The organism is Pseudolysinimonas sp. (assembly GCF_039912695.1).
Classification (GTDB): Bacteria; Actinomycetota; Actinomycetes; order Actinomycetales; family Microbacteriaceae; genus Pseudolysinimonas_A.
Window position 1 is genome coordinate 1 of sequence record NZ_JBDSPJ010000016.1, and the last position, 19,435, is coordinate 19,435.

22 protein-coding genes are annotated in these 19,435 nt (G+C 66.9%); 8 read left to right on the top strand and 14 right to left on the bottom strand.

Annotated features, from left to right (window positions below; genetic code table 11):
• The 5 genes from ABIR17_RS06160 to ABIR17_RS06180 all read right to left on the bottom strand — a co-directional run.
• On the bottom strand, positions 1-343 hold a 343-nt coding region (locus ABIR17_RS06160), incomplete at its 3' end, for an amidase family protein (RefSeq protein ID WP_348003499.1).
• A gap of 9 nt (positions 344-352) precedes the next feature.
• Positions 353-1,051, bottom strand: coding sequence for an ABC transporter ATP-binding protein (locus tag ABIR17_RS06165; RefSeq protein ID WP_348003500.1), 699 nt, complete (start codon positions 1,049-1,051; stop codon positions 353-355).
• Positions 1,048-1,869 carry an ABC transporter permease gene (locus tag ABIR17_RS06170; protein WP_348003501.1) on the bottom strand — a complete coding sequence of 274 codons (822 nt, stop codon included), beginning with the start codon at positions 1,867-1,869 and terminating at the stop codon, positions 1,048-1,050. The genes ABIR17_RS06165 and ABIR17_RS06170 overlap by 4 nt, the downstream gene beginning before the upstream one ends.
• On the bottom strand, positions 1,847-2,617 hold the full coding sequence (gene modA, locus ABIR17_RS06175; RefSeq protein ID WP_348003502.1) for a molybdate ABC transporter substrate-binding protein: 771 nt from the start codon (positions 2,615-2,617) through the stop codon (positions 1,847-1,849). The genes ABIR17_RS06170 and modA overlap by 23 nt, the downstream gene beginning before the upstream one ends.
• Positions 2,618-2,628: 11 nt before the next feature.
• A complete protein-coding gene (locus ABIR17_RS06180) occupies positions 2,629-3,039 on the bottom strand; it encodes a helix-turn-helix transcriptional regulator (RefSeq protein WP_348003503.1) in 411 nt (136 codons plus the stop codon).
• 256 nt (positions 3,040-3,295) lie between these two features.
• On the opposite strand from ABIR17_RS06180, the gene ABIR17_RS06185 reads away from it, so the two are divergent.
• The 7 genes from ABIR17_RS06185 (at position 3,296) to ABIR17_RS06215 (ending at position 8,240) form a co-directional block, all read left to right on the top strand.
• The gene (locus ABIR17_RS06185) at positions 3,296-4,390 is read left to right on the top strand and encodes a ThiF family adenylyltransferase (RefSeq protein WP_348003504.1); all 1,095 of its coding nucleotides are present in this window, start codon (positions 3,296-3,298) and stop codon (positions 4,388-4,390) included.
• Between the two features lie 5 nt (positions 4,391-4,395).
• The gene (gene glp / locus ABIR17_RS06190) at positions 4,396-5,586 is read left to right on the top strand and encodes a gephyrin-like molybdotransferase Glp (protein WP_348003505.1); all 1,191 of its coding nucleotides are present in this window, start codon (positions 4,396-4,398) and stop codon (positions 5,584-5,586) included.
• A complete protein-coding gene (gene moaCB, locus ABIR17_RS06195) occupies positions 5,583-6,572 on the top strand; it encodes a bifunctional molybdenum cofactor biosynthesis protein MoaC/MoaB (RefSeq protein ID WP_348003506.1) in 990 nt (329 codons plus the stop codon). Before glp ends, moaCB begins: the two co-directional genes overlap by 4 nt.
• Positions 6,569-6,973 carry a molybdenum cofactor biosynthesis protein MoaE gene (locus tag ABIR17_RS06200; protein ID WP_348003507.1) on the top strand — a complete coding sequence of 135 codons (405 nt, stop codon included), beginning with the start codon at positions 6,569-6,571 and terminating at the stop codon, positions 6,971-6,973. Before moaCB ends, ABIR17_RS06200 begins: the two co-directional genes overlap by 4 nt.
• 46 nt (positions 6,974-7,019) lie before the next feature.
• Positions 7,020-7,481: a GNAT family N-acetyltransferase gene (locus ABIR17_RS06205; RefSeq protein ID WP_348003508.1), complete on the top strand. Its 462-nt coding sequence runs from the start codon at positions 7,020-7,022 to the stop codon at positions 7,479-7,481.
• 139 nt (positions 7,482-7,620) lie between these two features.
• On the top strand, positions 7,621-7,854 hold the full coding sequence (locus ABIR17_RS06210) for a type II toxin-antitoxin system prevent-host-death family antitoxin (protein WP_348003509.1): 234 nt from the start codon (positions 7,621-7,623) through the stop codon (positions 7,852-7,854).
• Positions 7,836-8,240 carry a type II toxin-antitoxin system VapC family toxin gene (locus ABIR17_RS06215; protein ID WP_348003510.1) on the top strand — a complete coding sequence of 135 codons (405 nt, stop codon included), beginning with the start codon at positions 7,836-7,838 and terminating at the stop codon, positions 8,238-8,240. Before ABIR17_RS06210 ends, ABIR17_RS06215 begins: the two co-directional genes overlap by 19 nt.
• A 9-nt stretch (positions 8,241-8,249) precedes the next feature.
• Here ABIR17_RS06215 and ABIR17_RS06220 read toward each other — a convergent pair whose 3' ends face one another.
• Positions 8,250-8,495 carry a MoaD/ThiS family protein gene (locus ABIR17_RS06220; RefSeq protein WP_348003511.1) on the bottom strand — a complete coding sequence of 82 codons (246 nt, stop codon included), beginning with the start codon at positions 8,493-8,495 and terminating at the stop codon, positions 8,250-8,252.
• Positions 8,479-9,546, bottom strand: a complete 1,068-nt coding sequence (gene moaA, locus ABIR17_RS06225; RefSeq protein WP_348003512.1) for a GTP 3',8-cyclase MoaA — start codon at positions 9,544-9,546, stop codon at positions 8,479-8,481. The genes ABIR17_RS06220 and moaA overlap by 17 nt, the downstream gene beginning before the upstream one ends.
• Before the next feature lie 72 nt (positions 9,547-9,618).
• Between moaA and ABIR17_RS06230 the strand changes: the two genes are divergently transcribed.
• Entirely contained in the window at positions 9,619-10,764 is a 1,146-nt protein-coding gene (locus ABIR17_RS06230) for a hypothetical protein (protein ID WP_348003513.1), read from the top strand.
• 26 nt (positions 10,765-10,790) lie between these two features.
• Here the strand turns inward: ABIR17_RS06230 and ilvC are convergent, their stop codons facing one another.
• From ilvC to otsA, 7 genes are all read right to left on the bottom strand, one after another.
• On the bottom strand, positions 10,791-11,816 hold the full coding sequence (gene ilvC, locus ABIR17_RS06235; RefSeq protein ID WP_348003514.1) for a ketol-acid reductoisomerase: 1,026 nt from the start codon (positions 11,814-11,816) through the stop codon (positions 10,791-10,793).
• Between the two features lie 55 nt (positions 11,817-11,871).
• Positions 11,872-12,381 carry an acetolactate synthase small subunit gene (gene ilvN, locus ABIR17_RS06240; RefSeq protein WP_348003515.1) on the bottom strand — a complete coding sequence of 170 codons (510 nt, stop codon included), beginning with the start codon at positions 12,379-12,381 and terminating at the stop codon, positions 11,872-11,874.
• A complete protein-coding gene (locus tag ABIR17_RS06245; RefSeq protein ID WP_348003559.1) occupies positions 12,378-14,132 on the bottom strand; it encodes an acetolactate synthase large subunit in 1,755 nt (584 codons plus the stop codon). The genes ilvN and ABIR17_RS06245 overlap by 4 nt, the downstream gene beginning before the upstream one ends.
• 123 nt (positions 14,133-14,255) lie before the next feature.
• Positions 14,256-15,977, bottom strand: coding sequence for a dihydroxy-acid dehydratase (gene ilvD, locus ABIR17_RS06250; RefSeq protein ID WP_348003516.1), 1,722 nt, complete (start codon positions 15,975-15,977; stop codon positions 14,256-14,258).
• Positions 15,978-16,225: 248 nt separating this feature from the next.
• Positions 16,226-17,056: an aldo/keto reductase gene (locus ABIR17_RS06255; RefSeq protein ID WP_348003517.1), complete on the bottom strand. Its 831-nt coding sequence runs from the start codon at positions 17,054-17,056 to the stop codon at positions 16,226-16,228.
• 27 nt (positions 17,057-17,083) lie between these two features.
• Positions 17,084-17,896 (bottom strand): trehalose-phosphatase, encoded by an 813-nt coding sequence (gene otsB / locus ABIR17_RS06260; protein WP_348003518.1) that lies wholly within the window; start codon positions 17,894-17,896, stop codon positions 17,084-17,086.
• Positions 17,893-19,404, bottom strand: a complete 1,512-nt coding sequence (gene otsA, locus ABIR17_RS06265; RefSeq protein ID WP_348003519.1) for an alpha,alpha-trehalose-phosphate synthase (UDP-forming) — start codon at positions 19,402-19,404, stop codon at positions 17,893-17,895. Before otsA ends, otsB begins: the two co-directional genes overlap by 4 nt.
• Positions 19,405-19,435: the final 31 nt, after the last annotated feature.

Consider the following 19,435-nt stretch of genomic DNA (forward strand, 5'->3'; position numbering starts at 1 on the left):
CAGGTCCGCTTGAGGAGCCTCCGGGCAGCCCGCCTGGCACAGCGGGGTTGGGCGGAGCCCCGTAGTGCGGGTTGGCGCCCGCGATGCTGTACGCGAATTCGTCGGTCTGGGCGATGCCCACGACATCCGCTCCCGCCTCGAGCAGCATGGCGACCGCTGGCGCCGAGCCGATCTCGACCTCTGCTTCGGCGAGGAAGGTCGGGTTGCCGAGTCCGACTTTGAAACCCTCCACGTCGTAGAGGTCTTTCACCGCGACGGTCTCGCCGCGCAACGGGCCTTCGGCAGCCCCCGCGATCAGCGGCTCACCGTACTCACGCCAGACCGAGGTGTCGAAGGAGGTCACTCCCCCACGCTATCGAGAAGCGAAGCGCGCGATCCACGGGGTCGCTGGCGCGGCAGCAAGTTCTGCGAGGGTGCCGCGCTGCACGATGAGCCCCTTCTCAATGACCGCGAGTTCGTCGCCGAGAGCCTTTGCATCGTCAAGATCGTGGCTCACGATGATCGTCGGCCCGCCGAAGTCACGTACGTAACCTGCCAAGTCGGTTCGCACGTCATCCCGAATCTCGACGTCGAGCGACGCCATCGGCTCGTCGAGCACGAGCACAGCGGGCTCTGAGGCGAGCGCCCGGGCCAGGGCCACGCGCTGCGCCTGCCCGCCCGACAGCGCTTCGGGATGCCGATCGGCCAGGCCCGCAAGGTCGAACCTGTCGAGCCAGGGTTGGGCCGCCTCGCGTGCGGCTTTCCACCCGCCGACGCTGACTCGCGCAGCGAACGCGACGTTGTCTCTGACGGTGAGATGCGGGAACAGCAGGAAGTCCTGGAAGACCACCCCGACCCCGCGCTGCTCGGCGGGCAGGTTGTTGAGGTCGCGGTCGTCCAGGTGGACTGAGCCCGTGCCATCCACGAGTCCGGCGATGGCGGCCAGCACCGTGGACTTGCCGGCGCCGTTGGGCCCGACCAGCGCCAGCGCGTGACCCGAGGTCACTTCGAGCTGTGCCACGACGTCGAACGCCGCGCGGGGGACGGTGATGTCGATCGTCAACGCGCTCATGACAGTGCCCCCGGAAGCCATCGATCGCGCAAGGCCAGCAGCACAGCGAGCGACACCACGAGCAGCACGAGGGCGAGGGCGATCGCGGTGTCGGGGTCGGAGTTCATCGCGAGGTACGACGCGATCGGCAGGGTGCGGGTCACCCCCGGCAGCGAGCCAGCGAAGGTGATGGTCGCCCCGAACTCTCCGAGTGCGCGGGTGAAGCAGAGCACGGCCCCGGCCGCGATGCCCGGGCCGATGAGTGGCAGGGTGACAAGTCGAAACACCTGCGCGGGGCTCGCCCCGAGGGATGACGCGGCGAGCTCCGAGCGGCGGTCGGCCGAGCGCAGGGCTCCCTCGACGGCAAACACCAGGAACGGCATCGCCACAAAGGTCTGCGCGATCACGACGGCTCCGGTGGTGAACGGGATCGTGACGCCAATCCCGTAGAGGAACTGTCCGATGAGGCCGCGACGCCCGAGCAGCAGCAGCAGCGCGATGCCGCCAATCACCGGAGGCAGCACGAGCGGAATCGTGATCGCCGCCCGCAACAGCCGACGCGGGATGACGTGCCACCGCACCGAGTGCGACAACAGCACTGCCAACGGGATGCCGAAGACGAGACAGAGGAGCGTCGAGATCGTCGCGGTGAGAAGCGATAGCCCGAGCGCCTGCAGCACGACATCGCTAGTGACGAGCGCGGGGATCTGCCCCCAGGGTGCGCGGAACAGCAGTCCGAGAAGGGGAAGGACGAGCAACGCGAGACCCGCCGCGGCGAGGATCGCGACGACCGGGCCGGTGCGTTGGCGCTGCAGGTTACGGCGCTTCGAAGCCGGCATCCACAAAGACTTTCACTCCGGCCGCCGACCTCAGGTAGTCGATGAACGCCTGCGCGGCATCCGGGTTCGCCGAGTCGGTGAGCAGCGAGATCGGGTACTCATTGATGACCTGCTGGGCCTCGGGAATTTCGATGCCCTCGACCTTGTCGCCGGCAACCTTCACATCGGTCACGTACACCAGCGCCGCGTCGACCTCGCCGAGTGAGACCTTGGTGAGGGCCGCCTTGACGTCTTCCTCCAGGGTGTCGACCGACGGCGTGATGCCGACCAGGGTGAACAGTTTGGCGGCGGCCGAGCCACACGGCACCGCAGGGTCGCACAGCGCGATCGTGAGGTCGGAGTTAGCGAAATCGCTGAGCCCGGTGACCTTGCCGGGGTTGCCCGCCGGCACAGCGATCTCGAGCACGTTCTCGAGCACGACGGTCGGCGCGACCGTGAGACCCGCGTCGGTGACCGTCTTCATCGTCGAGTCGTTGGCCGAGAAGAACACGTCGGCCGGGGATCCCGCGACGATCTGGGCGGCGAGCGCCGAACTGCCGCCATACGAAATCGTCACCTTCACGTTCGGGTGCAGAGCCTCAAAGGCTGTCACCACGTCGTCGAGCGACCCGGTCAGGGATGCGGCAGCGAGCACGGTGACGGTGCCGGTCAGAGCATCCGGGGTGATGCTCTCGGTCGGAGTCGCGGTCGGGGTTGAGCAACCGGCGAGGAGCGCAACCATGGCGGCGACCGGCAGGAACCTTTTCATGGATGCCTCGCTCAGTTCTCGGTCGGAACTTCGACAGTGACGACGGTGGCTTTCGCGCTCGCGACGGCGAGCATCCCCGGCTCGAGGCCGAGGTCGTCGGCGGCCTCGCGGGACATCAGCGAGACCACCCGGAACGGACCCGCCTGAATCACGACCTGCGCCATCACGCCGTCTTTGGTCACCGCGGTGACGATGCCCGTGAACCGGTTGCGTGCGGAAGCCTTCGCGAGCGGGAAGACTTCGGCGAGCGCGGATGCCGTCTCGGGTTCCTGAAGCAGGGGTAACAGATCGTTGCCAGCGACGACCTGGCGACCGTTCTCGCCCTTGTGAATCGGGAGTTTGCCGGTCTCACCCCAACGGCGCACGGTGTCATCGCTGACGCCGAGGAGCGCGGCGGCCTCACTGATCTTGAACTCGTTCATTTGCAGGCACCGCACTTGCGTGTCATTTTCCCCACTTTAGCCGCATCTGCGTGTACGGCCCGAGGTGAGCATCCAAGTTTCCCGGCGACCCCGACGAAGATTCAGGGCGAACCGACGAATTGGACCCGGAATAGGCCAGAAATCGCGGTTCAACCTGAATCTTGTGCATCCCGAGCACGATCTTTGGCATCCCGAGCGGGCGCTAGCGCACACCCACCCGACAGCAGCCCGCGCGGCGTACTGGGAGAATCAGAGAATGGTCGTCGATCCCTCCTCGCCGCGGTTCGCGCGCCAACGGGTGCTCGCCGGATTCGGCGAGGACGCCCAGCAGCGTCTCGCTGACTCGCACGTTCTGGTCATCGGCGCCGGTGGACTGGGCAGCGCGATCCTGCCCATTCTCGCGGCGGGCGGGGTCGGCATCCTGACGGTCGTCGATGACGACACTGTCGCGGAGTCGAACCTGCACCGGCAGACGCTGCACACCACCGACGATCTCGGCGCCGCGAAGGCCGAGTCGGCTGCCGAACGGTTGCGTGCGCTTGCGCCGGAGGCCGACATCCGGGTCTCCACGACACGCTTCGCCGAGGGCGCGACCTTCGACATCCTGCTCGACGTCGACGTGCTCGTCGACGCGAGCGACAACCCAGCCTCCCGGTACCTCGCGAATGACGCCGCGACGATCCGCGCCATCCCGCTGGTGTGGGGTTCCGCCCTCGGCTACGCGGGTCAAGTCGGCGTCGCGTGGGATGACAAGGGGATCGACTATCGGGACCTGTTTCCGCAAGACACGAGCGAGACCGGCGACACCTGCGAAATCGTCGGGGTGCTGCCGAGCGTCTGCGGAGTCATCGGCTCGATGATGGCAACCGAGGTATTCAAGATCATCACCGGGGTCGGCGAACCGCTGCTCGGCCGGGTCGCCGCATATGACGCGCTGACCGGGCGCACCCGCGAGATCGAGTACCGTCGCGATCCTGAGGCTCCGCGCCCCGGGTCGCTCGAGGAGAGGACCACCTTGCCTGAGATCATCCCGAATCGTGGCCTCGCTCCCGAAGAGCTAGCTGCCGAGCTGTCCGGCGACACCCCGCCGGTACTGCTCGATGTGCGCGAGCGCTGGGAGTCCGAACTGGTCTCCATCCCCGGCTCGGTGCTCATCCCGCTCGGCGAACTGCCCGACCGCCTGGGCGAACTCGACGCCGACGCCCCGACCGTTGTCTATTGCCATCACGGGATGCGGTCCGATCGCGCCCTCCAATTTCTTGAGCGGATGGAGTTCGCCCACGCCCGCCACCTCACCGGCGGGGTGGATGCCTGGGCGGCCAAGGTCGACCCGTCGCTCCCCCGGTACTGACGGCCGTGCCCCGCACCCCGGTCGCCGAGCATGAGGCACGTGTTCGTGCTCTGCTCTCGGATCTGAGCACGCGGGCGTCTGAGGTCGTGGCGCTCGCCGACGCTCTCGGACGGGTCACGGCATCCGACGTCGTGTCGCCCATCCCGCTGCCGCCCTTCCGCAACTCGCAGATGGACGGGTTCGCGGTTCTCTCGTCTGACGTCGTCGCAGTTCCGGTCGATCTGCCGCTCGTGGGCGAGATCGCCGCCGCCCCCGGAATGCCGGCACCCCTGATGGCAGGCACGGTCGTGCGCATCATGACCGGCGCGCCCGTTCCCGAGGGGGCGGATGCCGTTGTCCCCGTCGAAGACACGCACGTGAGCGGGTCGACAGTTTCGATCGCACGGGGCAGGGTATCCGGCGAGTACGTGCGTGAGATCGGGTCGGATCTTCCTGCCGGAGCCGTCGTCATTCCGGCGGGCGTGCGGCTGGCATCCCGTCATCTGGGAGCACTCGCCGCGTCGGGGCTCACGTCGGTCGAGGTGACCTCACCGGTTCGAGTCGCCGTGATCAGCACCGGCAGCGAACTCGTCGAAGCGGGGGAACCGCTCGGCCCGGGTCAGATTCCCGATTCCAACGGCGTCGCGCTCGCGGCCGCCGTGCGCGCGGTCGGTGCGTTCGTCATCGCCGAAGGTCGGGTGACGGATGTCGCCGAGAGGTTCCGCGCCGTGCTCGATGCCGCCGTTGACGCGGGCGCCGAACTGGTGCTCACGAGCGGCGGCATCTCGGAGGGTGAGTACGAGGTGGTGCGCGAAACCCTCGAACCGCTCGGGGCGCACGTCGACGTGCTCGCCATGCAGCCGGGCGGACCGCAGGCGACGGCCAGCTACCGCGGGGTTCCCGTGGTGTGCTTCCCGGGTAACCCGGTGTCGAGCCAGCTCAGCTTCCTGATTTTCGTCGAGCCGGTGTTGCGTGCTCTGGCCGGGCTGGCTCCCGCCGTGCGAACCACCGGGGTGCTCGACCGCGCGCTGACCTCGCAACCGGGCCGCCGCCAGTTTCTGCGCGGGGTGCGGTTGCCCGACGGACGGGTCGCGCCACACGGGGGATCGTCGTCGCACCTGGTCGCGACTCTCGCCGCAGCCGACGTGCTGCTGGTGATTCCCGAAGACGTTACCTCGCTCGACGCGGGGGCCGCTGTGGAAGTGTGGGACCTATGAGTGAGGGACCCAGCGAGCACGGTGCCTCCGAACTGAGCCACCTCGACCACGAAGGTCGCGCGCGCATGATCGACGTCGGCGGCAAAGCCGTCACCCGACGCGTGGCCACCGCGGGCGGCCGACTCGACACCACCGCCGAGGTCGTCGCCCTCGTGATGTCGGACGGGCTGAAGAAAGCCGACGCTCTCGCCACCGCTCGCGTCGCCGGCATCTCGGCCGCGAAGCGCACCTCAGAACTCATCCCGCTCGCGCACCTCCTCCCCCTCGACTCGGTGACGATCGAGTTCGAGCCCGGCGAGTCATCCATCTCGATCACCGCGACCGTTGCCGTCACCGCGAAGACCGGCGTCGAGATGGAGGCGCTCACCGCCGTCGCGATCGCCGGACTGACGCTGCACGACATGATCAAAGCCGTCGACCCGTCGGCCGTGCTCGGCGACATTCGGCTGCTGTCGAAAACCGGGGGGAAGAGTGGCCACTGGACGCCGTCTTCGGATGCGCAGGCGGTGGCCGGGTCGGCAGGATCCGCAATCGTCATCGTCTCGTCGACCGGCGCCTCCGAGGGTACCCGGGAAGATCGCACCGGCCCTCTGCTCGTCGAGTGGTTGACGGTGCACGGCTACACGGTCGGTGCACCCGTGGTGGTCGCCGACGCTTCGATCGACACAGCGGTTCGGGATGCCGTGGCCCGTGCGCCGGCGGTTCTGCTGACGACGGGTGGCACCGGGATACACCCGCAGGACCGCACCCCCGAAGCGACCCGTGCCGTGCTCGACCGCGAACTGCCGGGAGTCGCCGAGGCCATCCGTGCGGCAGGTCGGGGAGATACCCCGACGGCAGCACTTTCCCGGGCACTCGCCGGGGTCGCGGGGTCGACGATCGTGGTCAACCTCCCGGGCTCCCCCGGCGGCGTTCGGGATGGGCTCGCGGTGCTGGAATCCCTGCTTCCCCACCTGCACGATCAGCTCAGGGGCGGCGGGCATTGATTTCGTTCATCACCGACACCCCGCTCGACCGGGCCGCCCTCGAGGCCGCGGTGCGCACTCCCGCTGACGGAGCCGTCGTCGTTTTCGAGGGCGTCATCCGCGACCACGACCATGGCGACGGCGTTTCGTCGCTCGATTACCAGGCGCACCCCGATGCCGAGCGCTTTCTCGCCGAGGTCTGCGCGTCGGTGGCTGCCCAACACGGGTTACGAGTGGCGGCGGCACACCGCATCGGCCACCTCGAGATCGGTGACGTCGCTCTCATCGCAGTGGTCGCATCCGCTCATCGCGCCGAAGCATTCGCCGCCTGCGCCGAACTCGTGGAACAGATCAAGACGCGCGTGCCCATCTGGAAGCGCCAGCACCTCGCCAACGGCCCCTCCGAGTGGGTCGGGCTCTAGCCCGTCCGTTCCGGCAGCGTCAGTGGTGTCCGGGAATGTGGACCTCATGCTGAGACCTTTCGAGCCGTCCGACGCCGACGCCTACTTCGAGTGGATGCGTGACCCCGAAGCAGTTCGGCAGGCGGCGTTCACCGCGTCCGACCCCGACGACCGTGCCGCATTCGACGCCTGGCTCGCGCGCAACCTCGGGAATCCCGAGGTCATTAACCGCATCATCGAGGTCGACGGCACGGCGGTCGGGTCAATCTCAAGTTTCACGATCGAAGGCGACCGCGAGCTGAGCTACTGGATCGATCCGGCACTCTGGGGTCGCGGGTACGCATCCGCCGCGGTTGAAGAGTTCCTTGCGATCGAGCCAATCCGTCCGCTGTTTGCCCGCACGGCATCCCACAACGTCGGGTCAGCCCGGGTACTTGAACGCAACGGGTTCCTCGAGGTCGGCCGCGACGTCGGGTACGCCAACGGTGTCGGCGCCGAAATCGAAGAGATCATCCACCGCCTCGACTGAAGGCAGGGTTTCCAGACCTTCGGCGCCGCCACCGTTCGGACGCGGCCCGCCCGAGAAGCTGTTCGCCATGCCCCACCCACCCTTTCGTTCCGTCAGACGCTTACCCCAAATGGGGATTGACCAACTAAACTTGGTCAGCATGGTCTATCAAGTCAACGTCCAGGATGCGAAGACCCGACTCTCGGAACTTCTCGCGCGCGTCGAGCAAGGTGAAGAAGTCACGATCGCCCGCGGCGGCAAGCCGATCGCACGCCTGCTGCCGCTCGCGGACCCAGGTGCGCGCGCACTCGGTTTCGCACCCGGTCATCTCGATGATGCGTTCTTTGACGCGCTCTCTGTCGAAGAACTCGCCGCGTGGGAGAACCCGTTGTGAAAGTGCTGCTCGACACGCACTCACTCATTTGGGCACTGACCGATCCATCCCTACTGTCCCCCAAAGCGAGAGAAGTGATCGGCGCGCGCAGCAACGAACTCGTCGTTTCGGCGGCGAGCGCGTGGGAAATCGCGATCAAGTACCGCAATGGACGTCTGCCCCAGCTCGAGTCCACCGTTCTGTCGTACGAGGCTCAGCTGGCAACCCTCGGAACGGTTGAACTCGCGATCTCAACAGCCCACGCCCTGCTGGCCGGCCGCCTCGTCTGGGCGCACAAGGACCCCTTCGATCGGATGCTCGCCGCCCAGAGCATGCTCGAAAACGCCCCGTTGATCACCAGCGATTCAGTATTCGAGGGTCTGCCTGCGGTGCAGACCATCTGGTGAGCTGGAGCGTCATCCGCCCGAGAACGGCGGAAGAACATCCACCTTCGCGGTGATGGTGCGGTTTGCGTCGCGGGTGACGACACCGTCAACCAGGAACGACCCCGATTCGAGCACCTTCGCCATCGCGGGGTAGCGCTCAAGCAGGATGCCGCGCAGTTCGCCGACGGATGCCGCGAAGACGTTCTCCTCGTCGCGCCCGGCTACCTCGGCCGCGGCCGCGAAGTACCGAACGAGCACCTCAGCCACCGATGGCACCCATTGAGCGCACGGGACGGTGGAAGTCGTCGGCGTTGATGCCGTGGCCGGCCTGCTTGTTCCACATCGCGCCGCGCCAGTACTGGGCGATGAGGTCATCCGAAGACCCGTCGCGCAGCAGCGAGCGGAGGTCGGTTTCGTCGTCGCCGAACAGGCAGGAGCGCACCGTTCCTTCGGCGGTCAGCCGGGTGCGGTCGCAGGCTTCGCAGAACGAACGGGTAACCGACGCAATGATTCCTACGGTGGCGGGGCCGCCATCCACGAACCACTCTTCCGCGGGCGCGGACGGGTCTTCGCGGCCGGCTTCGGTCAGAGCGAACCGCGACCCGAGTTCTGCGAGCAGTTCGGCGGCTGAGACCAGGTTTTCGCGCCGCCAGGTCTCGTCGGCATCAAGCGGCATCTGCTCGATGAAACGCAGGCGCACGTCGTTCGCGAGCGCCCAGGCGAGCAGGTCGCCGGCATCCGGCAGGGTCTCGCGCAGCGCGACGGCGTTGATCTTGATCGGCCCGAGTCCGGCTTCTCGGGCGGCATCCAAACCGCGCAGCACTGCCGGCAGCCGATCGCGGCGGGTGACGGCGGCGAAGTGCTCGCGGTCGATCGTGTCGAGCGAGACGTTGATGCGCGTCAGGCCCGCCTCGGCCAGCGCGGCGGCCCGACGGTCGAGCCCGACGCCGTTCGTCGTCATCGACAGTTCCACCCCGGGAGCTGCGAGAGCCGAGAGCCGGATGATGTCCACCAGATCGGGGCGCGTCAGCGGCTCACCCCCGGTGAACCGCACTTCGCGAACGCCGAGGTCGCGCGCACCGATGCCGACGAGCCGCGCGATCTCGTGCGCTGACAGCAGCTCGTCCGTCGGGATGACCGGGAGCCCCTCGGCGGGCATGCAGTAGGTGCAGCGCAGCGAGCAAGCCGACGTGATTGACACCCGCAGGTCGTGCGCCACCCGGCCGAAAGAGTCGACGAGTTCGGCGCTGTCGGGGCGACCCTCCATCGATGGGGCCGTGGACGGATCGCGACGCAACGCCGGGATCCCGAGGGCGACCGACGACATCCCCTCAGCCTACGGCGCGGATGTTTGCGAAAGCCCGGACATGAGGTTGACTGACGAGTCGAGGAGGCGCGCATGGCAGGGGCACGACGACGCAGGATCACACGCGCCGCGATGGTTCTCGCGATCGCTCTGCCGCTCTCCGCCTGCGCAGCCTCGCCCGCCAGCAGCCATCTCGACCTCCGGTCGGCAGGGTGCCCCGACGACATTCGCATTCAGACGGATGCCATGCCGCGCGTCGAACTGGGCTTCCTGTACGGCTTGCTTGACCCGCATCACTATGAGCTCGGCGCCCACGAGGTGTCGGGCCCGCTCGTCTTCGAGGGGCGGGCAACGGGCGTGCGCCTCACCATCCTCACCGGCGACGCGACCGACGGGGTGAGCGGCAACGTCGCCCTCTACGACGACCCGTCGCTTCTGTTGGCGGCGGTTGACACCGATCAGGCGATGGTCGACAGTGTGCGGTATCCGACGGTCGGGGTGTTTGCGCCCCTCGCGAAAGACCCGCGGATCATCTACTGGGATGCCAACGTCTACCCGAAGGTGAGCAGCATCGGAGGCCTCGGCGCGACTCTCACGCCAGACGGGTCGACGGTCGTCCCGGTCGTCGCGGCTGAGCCGACACTGTTCGACGACTACCTTCTCGGCAAGAAGCTGCTTCGCGCAGATCAGGTCACGGTTGGCCCGGTGAGCCTCGCCACATTTGCGCGTGCCAACGGCATCTCGGCCCAACAGGGCGACGCACTCATCGATCCCTACGTGTTCGCGCAACCCGACGCCTACCCCGATACGATCCGCTCGCAATTCGCCGACGATGTCGGTTACACCCGCGACGCCGGGGTGCTGTCGGCCCGACGCCAGACCATCGTTCGCTACGCCGACTGCCTGCGTGAACTCGTTCCGCTCTTTCAGCGGTCACTGATCGGGTACGTCACCAGCCCCGATGCGACGACAGCTCTCATCGTCGACCTCGCAGCCGCCTACGGCGACGACACCTACCCGACTGACGTCGCGGTGCAGGCTGCAACGCGACTGAGCACCGAGCATTTCGTGGGAAATGGCCGCGACGACACCGTTGGCGACCTCGACATCGGACGGGTGCGCGGCCTCATCGACGACGCGCGACCGCTGCTCATTAAGGCCGGGGTCGATGTTCCGTCACGCGTTCAGCCTGACGACTTCGTGACCAACGAGTTCATCGACCGGTCGATCGGTTTCTAGCCTCGCCCGGCGCTCCTGACCGCCAACTACCGCGCGGCAGAACCCTCGACGTAGTCGGTGTCGGTCTGCTTCCAGGCGAACAGCGAACGCAGTTCCTTACCGGTCGACTCGATGGGGTGTGCGGCACCCTTGGCGCGCAGCGCGAGGAACTCGGGCGCGCCGGCATCCTGATCGGCGATGAAGCGCTTCGCGAACGCACCCGACTGGATGTCGCCGAGCACCTGCTTCATGTGCTCCTTGACCGACGGGTCGATCACGCGCGGGCCCGAGACGTAGTCGCCGTATTCGGCGGTGTCAGACACGGACCAACGCTGCTTCGCGATGCCGCCCTCCCACATCAGGTCGACGATCAGCTTCAGCTCGTGCAGTACCTCGAAGTACGCGATCTCCGGCTGGTAGCCCGCCTCGACCAGGGTCTCGAAGCCATACATGACGAGCTGCGAAGTGCCGCCGCAGAGCACCGACTGCTCACCGAACAGGTCAGTTTCGGTCTCTTCGGTGAAGGTGGTCTTGATGACGCCGGCGCGGGTGCCACCGATCGCCTTCGCGTACGACAGGGCGGTCGCCCAGGCGTCGCCCGAGGCGTCGCGCTCGACGGCGATGATGTCCGGGATGCCGCGGCCCGCGACGAACTCGCGACGCACCGTGTGGCCGGGGGCCTTCGGGGCGATCAGGATGACGTCGATTCCCTCGGGGGCGTCGATGTAGCCGAAGCGGATGTTGAAGCCGTGCGCGAAGGCCAGCGTCTTGCCGGGAGCCAGGTTGTCTTTAATGCTGTCGGCGTAAATGCCACGCTGGTGCTGGTCGGGCGCGAGGATCATGACGAGGTCAGCCCACTTGGTGGCGTCGGCGACGTTGAGCACCTTGAAGCCGTCTTCTTCGGCTTTCGCGGTCGACTTCGAGCCGTCCTTCAGGGCGATGACGACCTCGACACCGGAGTCGCGCAGGTTCTGCGCGTGGGCGTGGCCCTGCGAGCCATAGCCGACGATGGCCACCTTCTTGCTCTGGATGATCGAGAGGTCAGCGTCTTTGTCGTAGAAGATCTCAGCCATTACTTCGTTCCTTCGGTTTCAGTGTTCTTAGTTTTACGCCGCCCGGAGGGCGGGCCTAATTCTTAAATACGCGTTCGGTGATGCTCTTGCCGCCGCGGCCGATCGCGAGAAGACCCGACTGCGCGATCTCCTTGATGCCGTAGGGCTCGAGCATGCGCAGCAGCGCTTGCACCTTGCCGCTGTCGCCGGTGACCTCGATCACGAGGGCGTCGGGAGCGACATCCACCACCCGCGCGCGGAACAGGGTCACCGCCTCGAGAATCTGCGACCGGCTGGTGTTATCGACCTTGACCTTGACGAGCAGGTGTTCGCGCTGCACCGACGCGTCAGGGTCGAGTTTGACGATCTTGATCACGTTGACCAGCTTGTTGAGCTGCTTGGTGACCTGTTCCAGCGGCTGGTCTTCGACATCCACCACGACGGTGATGCGCGACAGCTCGGGAATCTCGCTCAACCCCACCGCGAGCGACTCGATGTTGAAGCCGCGGCGCGCGAAGAGTCCGGCGACTCGGGTCAGCAGACCCGGCTTGTCCTCAACGAGGAGAGACAGCACATGACGGCTCATTCTTCGTCCCAATCCGGTGCCGCATCCCGTGCGTACTGCACCTGCGAGTTGCCGACACCCTGTGGCACCATCGGCCACACCATCGCGTCACGGCTCACGATGAAATCGATGACGACAGGTCGGTCGTTGGTCGCGATCGCCAGCTTGATGGCGGGATCGATCTCTTCCGGCTTGGTGACCCGGATGCCGAGGGCGCCATACGCTTCGGCCAACTTCACAAAGTCGGGAATCATCCGCGTCTGCTCGTCAGGGCCGGTGTGCCCCGTGTTGAGGTCGGTGAACGAGTGGCGACCGTCGTAGAACAGCGACTGCCACTGGCGCACCATGCCGAGCGACGAGTTGTTGATGATCGCGACCTTGATCGGGATGTCGTTGATCGTGCAGGTGGCCAACTCCTGGTTGGTCATCTGGAAGCAGCCGTCGCCGTCGATCGCCCAGACCAGACGGTCGGGTTCGGCAACCTTCGCCCCCATGGCGGCGGGGACGGCGTAGCCCATCGTGCCGGCGCCGCCCGAGTTGAGCCAGGCGTGCGGGCGCTCGTACTTGATGAACTGGGCGGCCCACATCTGGTGTTGACCGACTCCGGCGGCATAGATCGCTTCGGGGCCCGACAGCTGCCCGATGCGCTCGATGACCGTTTGCGGGGCGAGGAGGCCGTCATCCGGATCGTCGGTGTAGCCCAGCGGGAAGTTCTCGCGGAGCTGGTTGAGCCGCACCCACCACTCGGCGATGTCAGCCTTCTGCTTGCCGGCAGCCTCCTTGTAGGCGTCGAGCAGGTCAACGAGCACATCCTTGAGGTCACCGACGATCGGCACATCGGCCTGCTTGATCTTGCCGATCTCGGCCGGGTCGATGTCGACGTGCACGATCTTCGCGTGCGGCGCGAATTCGGCAACACGGCCGGTCACCCGGTCGTCGAAGCGGGCACCGAGCGCGACGATCAGGTCGCTCTCCTGAAGGGCGAGCACCGCGGGCACCGTGCCGTGCATGCCCGGCATCCCGAGGTTCTGCTGGTGCGAGTCGGGGAACGCGCCACGCGCCATGAGGGTCGTGACGACGGGGGCGCCGCAGGCTTCCGCGAACTTCAGCAGTTCGGGCGACGCCTCGGCACGGATGACGCCGCCACCCACGTAGAGCACGGGACGCTTCGACTCGAACAGCAGTTCGGCGGCGGCGGTGATCTGCTTGCCGTGGGCCTTCGTGACCGGACGGTAGCCGGGGAGGTCGAGTTTCGGCGGCCAGTTGAAGGTCATCGGACCCTGCTGCGCATCCTTCGTGATGTCGACCAGCACCGGCCCCGGGCGACCTGTCGTCGCGATGAGGTATGCGGAGGCGATCGCCTCGGGAATGTCCTCGGCGCGCTTCACCAGAAATGAGTGCTTGGTGATCGGCATCGTGATGCCGACGATGTCGATCTCTTGGAAGGCGTCAGTCCCCATCAGGTGGCTGAACACCTGCCCGGTGATCGCGATCATCGGCACCGAGTCCATGTGAGCATCGGCGATGGCGGTGACGAGGTTGGTCGCACCCGGTCCCGAGGTGGCGATCGCAACACCCACCCGGCCCGATGCGGCGGCGTAGCCCTCGGCAGCGTGCCCGGCACCCTGCTCGTGACGCACCAGGATGTGACGGATCGAGGTCGAGGCCATCAACTCGTCGTAGAACGGCATGATCGCGCCGCCCGGGAGGCCGAAGACATCCGTGACGCCCAGCTTTTCGAGCGAGGCGAGGATGGCCCCTGAGCCGGTCATTTTCTGGCCGTTGCGTGGGGGGCCGTTTTCGGCTCGAGCTGGGCTCGGAGTCGCGGGCTCGGTGTCGCTGCGAGCGGCGTTCATGAGTGGTCCTTTAGGAGCGAGATGGGATGCGGGAGCGGGCTACCCCGTGACCGCACCCTCCGCGGCGGAGTGCACGAGCTTGGAGTATTTCGCGAGAACGCCACGGGTATAGCGCGGAGGCAGTGGTGCCCAGCCGTCACGGCGGGCTTCCAACTCGGCCGCCTCGACCAGTAGGTCGATGGACCGGGCGGCGATATCGACCCGTATCAGATCACCATCACGCACGAAGGCGATAGGACCTGAGTCCACCGCTTCCGGTGCAACGTGGCCGATGCACAGGCCGGTTGTGCCGCCCGAGAATCTGCCGTCTGTCAATAGTAGGACATCTTTTCCGAGGCCCGCGCCCTTGATCGCAGCGGTGATGGCGAGCATCTCGCGCATCCCCGGCCCGCCCTTGGGTCCTTCGTAGCGGATAACCACGACGTCGCCGTGCTTGATCTGCCCGGCCGCGAGGGCATCCATCGCGGCCCGCTCGCGTTCGAATACGCGAGCCGGCCCTTCGAAGGTGGCCGCGTCGAACCCGGCAGTCTTCACAACCGCACCGTCGGGGGCCATCGAACCCTTGAGGATCGTGAGGCCACCGGTGGCGTGAATCGGCTTGTCGAGCGGCTTGAGTACCTCGCCGTCGAGTGGCGGCGGGTTGAGTTCTTCGAGGTTCTCGCGCATCGTCTTGCCGGTCACGGTCATCACGTCGCCGTGCAGCAGACCGGCATCCAGTAGCGCCTTCATCAGCACCGGGATGCCGCCCCGGCGGTCGACATCGTTCATCACGTACTTGCCGAACGGCTTCAGGTCGCCGACGTGCGGAACCTTCGCCCCGATCCGGTTGAAGTCGTCGAGGGTCAGTTCGACCTCGGCCTCGTGCGCGATCGCGAGGAGGTGAAGCACGATGTTGGTCGAGCCACCCAGCGCCATACCGACCGCGATGGCGTTCTCAAACGCCTCCTTGGTGAGGATCTGGCGCGCCGTGATGCCCTTGTTGAGCAGGTTGACGACGGCCTCGCCCGAGCGGTGCGCGTACATGTCGCGGCGTCCGTCTGAGGCTGCCGGGCTCGCGCTACCCGGAAGGCTCAGGCCCAGGGCCTCCGCCACCGACGCCATCGTGTTCGCGGTGTACATGCCGCCGCAGGCACCCATTCCCGGCGCGAACGCGCACTCGATGCGGTGGGCGTCTTCGAGGCTCATCGTGCCGGCGAGCACCCCGCCGACCGCCTCGAAGGAGTCGATGATCGTGATGTCCTTTTCGGTGCCGTCGCTGAGGCGCACCCAGCCGGGTGCGATCGAACCCGCGTAGAGGAACACCGACGCCAGGTCGAGACGCGCGGCGGCCATCAGCATGCCGGGGATGGACTTGTCACAGCCCGCGAGCAGCACTGAGCCATCGAGCCGCTCGGCCTGCATGACGACCTCGACGGAGTCGGCGATGACCTCACGGGAGACCAGCGAGAAGTGCATCCCCTCGTGGCCCATCGAGATGCCGTCGCTAACACTGACGGTGCCGAATTGGAGCGGGTACCCGCCGCCGGCGTGCACCCCCTCTTTCGCCGCCCTTGCGAGGCGATCGAGCGACAGGTTGCAGGGCGTGATCTCGTTCCACGACGACGCGATGCCGATCTGCGCCTTATCCCAGTCGGCGTCGCCCATGCCGACAGCGCGCAGCATCCCGCGGCTGGTGGTGGCTTCGATTCCGTCGGTAACCGTGCGCGACCGTGGCTTGTGGTCCACCGCGGGCACGCCCGAGTTGGGGGATGTTTCCGGCATGTGACGAGGGTACCGCCCGCCCGGGCTCGCCGCCGTGAGGGTGCGGTGCTGTCGTGACCTCAGCGGGCGGCTGCCGCTCCTACCCCGCGTCCACCTGTTTCCGCGTTCTACGTCGCGCCCCGCGTTCTGCACCGCAGCAATTCGCGGAAGCCGACGTAAAACGCGGATCCGGGGGAGCCTTCACGAGGCGCATGAGAGCCGGAGGGGGGTCTCGTCGAGATCGAGGAGTAGCGCGTGCGGCGGGGCGCTTAGTGGCCGCTACGGTCCGAGTCGACACCGGCGTTGGGGCCGCCCGAGAGAGTCGCCATCGCGGCGAAGTCGTCGGGACTGAGCTCGAACGAGAACACGTCGAGGTTTTGCGCGAGCCGCGTGGGATCCGTCGACTTCGGGATGGCGACCAGCCCCTGCTGCACGTGCCACCGCAGTACGACCTGCGCCGGGGTGCGTTCGAGTCGGGATGCGATCTGCTGCACGGCGGACGGGTTGAGCGCGCCTGTACCCGACCCGCCGAGCGGACTCCACGACTCGGTGACGATCCCGTGGGCCTCGTGGTACGCCCGCTGCTCCATCCGGGGGATGGCCGGGCTCAGCTCGATCTGGTTCACCGCTGGCACGACCCCGGTCTCGGCCGCGAGCTTCTCGAGGTGCGCGACCTTGAAGTTCGAGACCCCGATCGCACGAGCGCGTCCGTCGTCGTAGAGCTCCTCGAACGTGCGCCACGTCGACACGTAGTCGTCCCGCTGTGGCAGCGGCCAGTGGATCAGCAGCAGGTCGACGTAGTCGAACGCCATCCGCTCAAGGGCCGCCCGCAGCCCCGCGATCGCGAGGTCACCCCCCTGGAACGCGCCGTCGAGTTTCGTTGTGACGAAGAAGTCTTCCCGCGCAATCCCCGAGCGGCGGATGCCTTCGGCCACACCTGCTTCGTTTCCGTACCTGGTTGCCGTGTCGATGTGCCGGTATCCCGCCTCGGCCGCGAGAACGACAGTGGCCGCGGCCTCAGCGTCGTCGAGGGGCCACGTGCCGAGGCCCATCTGCGGGATCGACGTTCCTGAGTTCAGAGGAATGGACGGAACGCTCATTCCCCCATCCTGCGCTACCCGTGCGACCTATTGCTCGTGCACGTCACCGTCGCGGAAGGTCGCGAGCGTCGTGAGCGCGAGCGCGATCTCTTCGGGGCCGGTGACCCGAAACTCGGCACCCGTTGCGCCGACGCCGCTCTTGACTCCGACGTCATGGGGCAGGAGGGCGGCGAAGGCATCCTCGTCGGTCACATCGTCGCCCGCATAGAACACGGCGTCGGCCGCGGTGTAACGACGCAGGTGCTCGAGCGCCTCGCCCTTCGTGGTCGAACGCACCGAGAACTCGAGCACATCTTTGCCGCGACGTACCGTGAGGTTCTGGATTTCGGCTTGAGCCTCGCTCAGCGCCACGAGGTGGGCGACGCGGGAGTTTTCGGCGGTCGCCAGCCGCGTGTGCAACGCGAACCCGGCCGGTTTCGTCTCAAGCCACACGCGGTCAATCGAGTCGGCGACATCACCCAGCACCTCGTGCAGCACCTCGACCTGCTCGATCTCAGCCGTGTCGAGACTCACCCGAAAGGCGGGATCATCCAATCTGATCTCGATCCCATGGGACCCAACCAGCAGCGCACTGTCGGGCAGGTCCGCAACCTGTTCGAGGCTCGTCAGCGCGCGGCCCGAGATCAGGGCGACGCGAGTGTTGCGCATGGCGAGGAGAGCGAGCACGGCCTCCCGCGCTTCGGGCAGGGCCCGCGCGTGCTCCGGTGAATCGACTTCGAAGGCGAGCGTGCCGTCGAAGTCGAGAGCGACCAGGAGGCGTCGGCTGCGGGCGAGTTCGCGCAACGCCCCGACCAGCGCCGACGGTAACGGGGAAGCGGGGATGCGATGTCGGGCTGTCAACGTTTCCCCGGACGTTCAACGGTCCACTCGAGGTCTCCGAGCGGGTCGCCGTCGGGGTCGCTGTCTGGATCGCTCTGCGAGTTCGACCCAGAGCCGTCGTGCACGTGGGCGAGCGCATGCAGAAAGTCACGTGACCAGTGCGCGACGTCGTTCTCGCGCACCTTCGCTCGCATCGCCCGCATCCGCTCGGCGCGCTCTGGCTGGGGCATCGCGATGGCCCGCATGATCGCATCCTTCAGACCATCGATGTCGTGAGGGTTGATCCGAAGGGAGGTAATCAGCTCGTCGGCAGCACCCGCAAACTCGCTGAGCACGAGCACCCCGTCTTCGTCGAAGCGCGCAGCGACGTACTCCTTGGCGACCAGGTTCATGCCGTCGCGCAAAGCCGTCACGAGCATGACATCGGCCGCGAGGTAGAGCGCCGCCATCTCCTCGCGCGGAAAGCCCTGGTGCAGGTACTTCACCGCCTGATGCGCGGTCGTGCCGAAGTCACCGTTGATCCGCCCGACGGTGAGTTCGATTTCGTCGCGTAGATGCTTGTAGGTCTCGACCCGCTCCCGGCTGGGGCTGGCGATCTGCACCAGGGTGACGTCGTCAACCTGCACCCGCCCGTCTTCGAGAAGCTCGCCGAAGGCCTTGAGTCGGTGCCCGATGCCCTTTGTATAGTCGAGGCGGTCGACGCCGAGCATGACGACCCGCGGATTGCCGAGCTCCTCCCGAATCTGCAGCGCTCTGGCCTGAACCTCGGGCGTTCGGGCGAGCGCTTCGAAGGCGGCGGCGTCAATCGAGATGGGAAACGACCGCGCGACAACGCGTCGAGTGGGTGAGGAGTCAGATGCCGGAACCTCGATGTAGGGGCTCGTGGTTGCGTACCCGAGCAGTCTGCGGGCGGCCCGCGAGAAGTTTCCGGCATCCGAGACTCGCTGGAAGCCGACCACATCGGCACCCAGCAGCCCGTCGATGATCTGGTTGCGCCACGGAAGTTGGGAGAACAACCCGTATGCCGGAAACGGAATGTGATTGAAGAACCCGATCAGCAGATCAGGTCGAGCGATGCGGAGCATCTTCGGTACCAACTGCAACTGGTAGTCCTGCACCCACACCGTCGCACCGTCCTGTGCGACAGAGGCCGCCGCATCCGCGAACCGTTGATTGACCTCGACGTAGCTGTCCCACCAATCGCGGTGGTACGTCGGGGGCGCGATGACGTCGTGATAGAGCGGCCAGATCGTGTCGTTGCTGAAGCCCTCGTAGTAGTTTTCGATCTCGTACTCCGACAGGGCGATCGGGATCACTCGGATGCGGTCGTGCGTGAACGGGGCGACGGCGGCATCAGGGAGGCCTGCCCAGCCGACCCACGCGCCGTCGGCGTCGCGCATCACCGGCTCGAGGGCGGTGACCAGGCCGCCGGGGGACTGATTCCAGGTGGCGGTGCCGTCCTCGTCGACCACTCTGTCTACCGGCAGACGGTTGGATACCACGACGAAGGCGTAGCGCTCGTCGGCCATTCGGTCACGATATCGCACCCTCCTGGGAGGG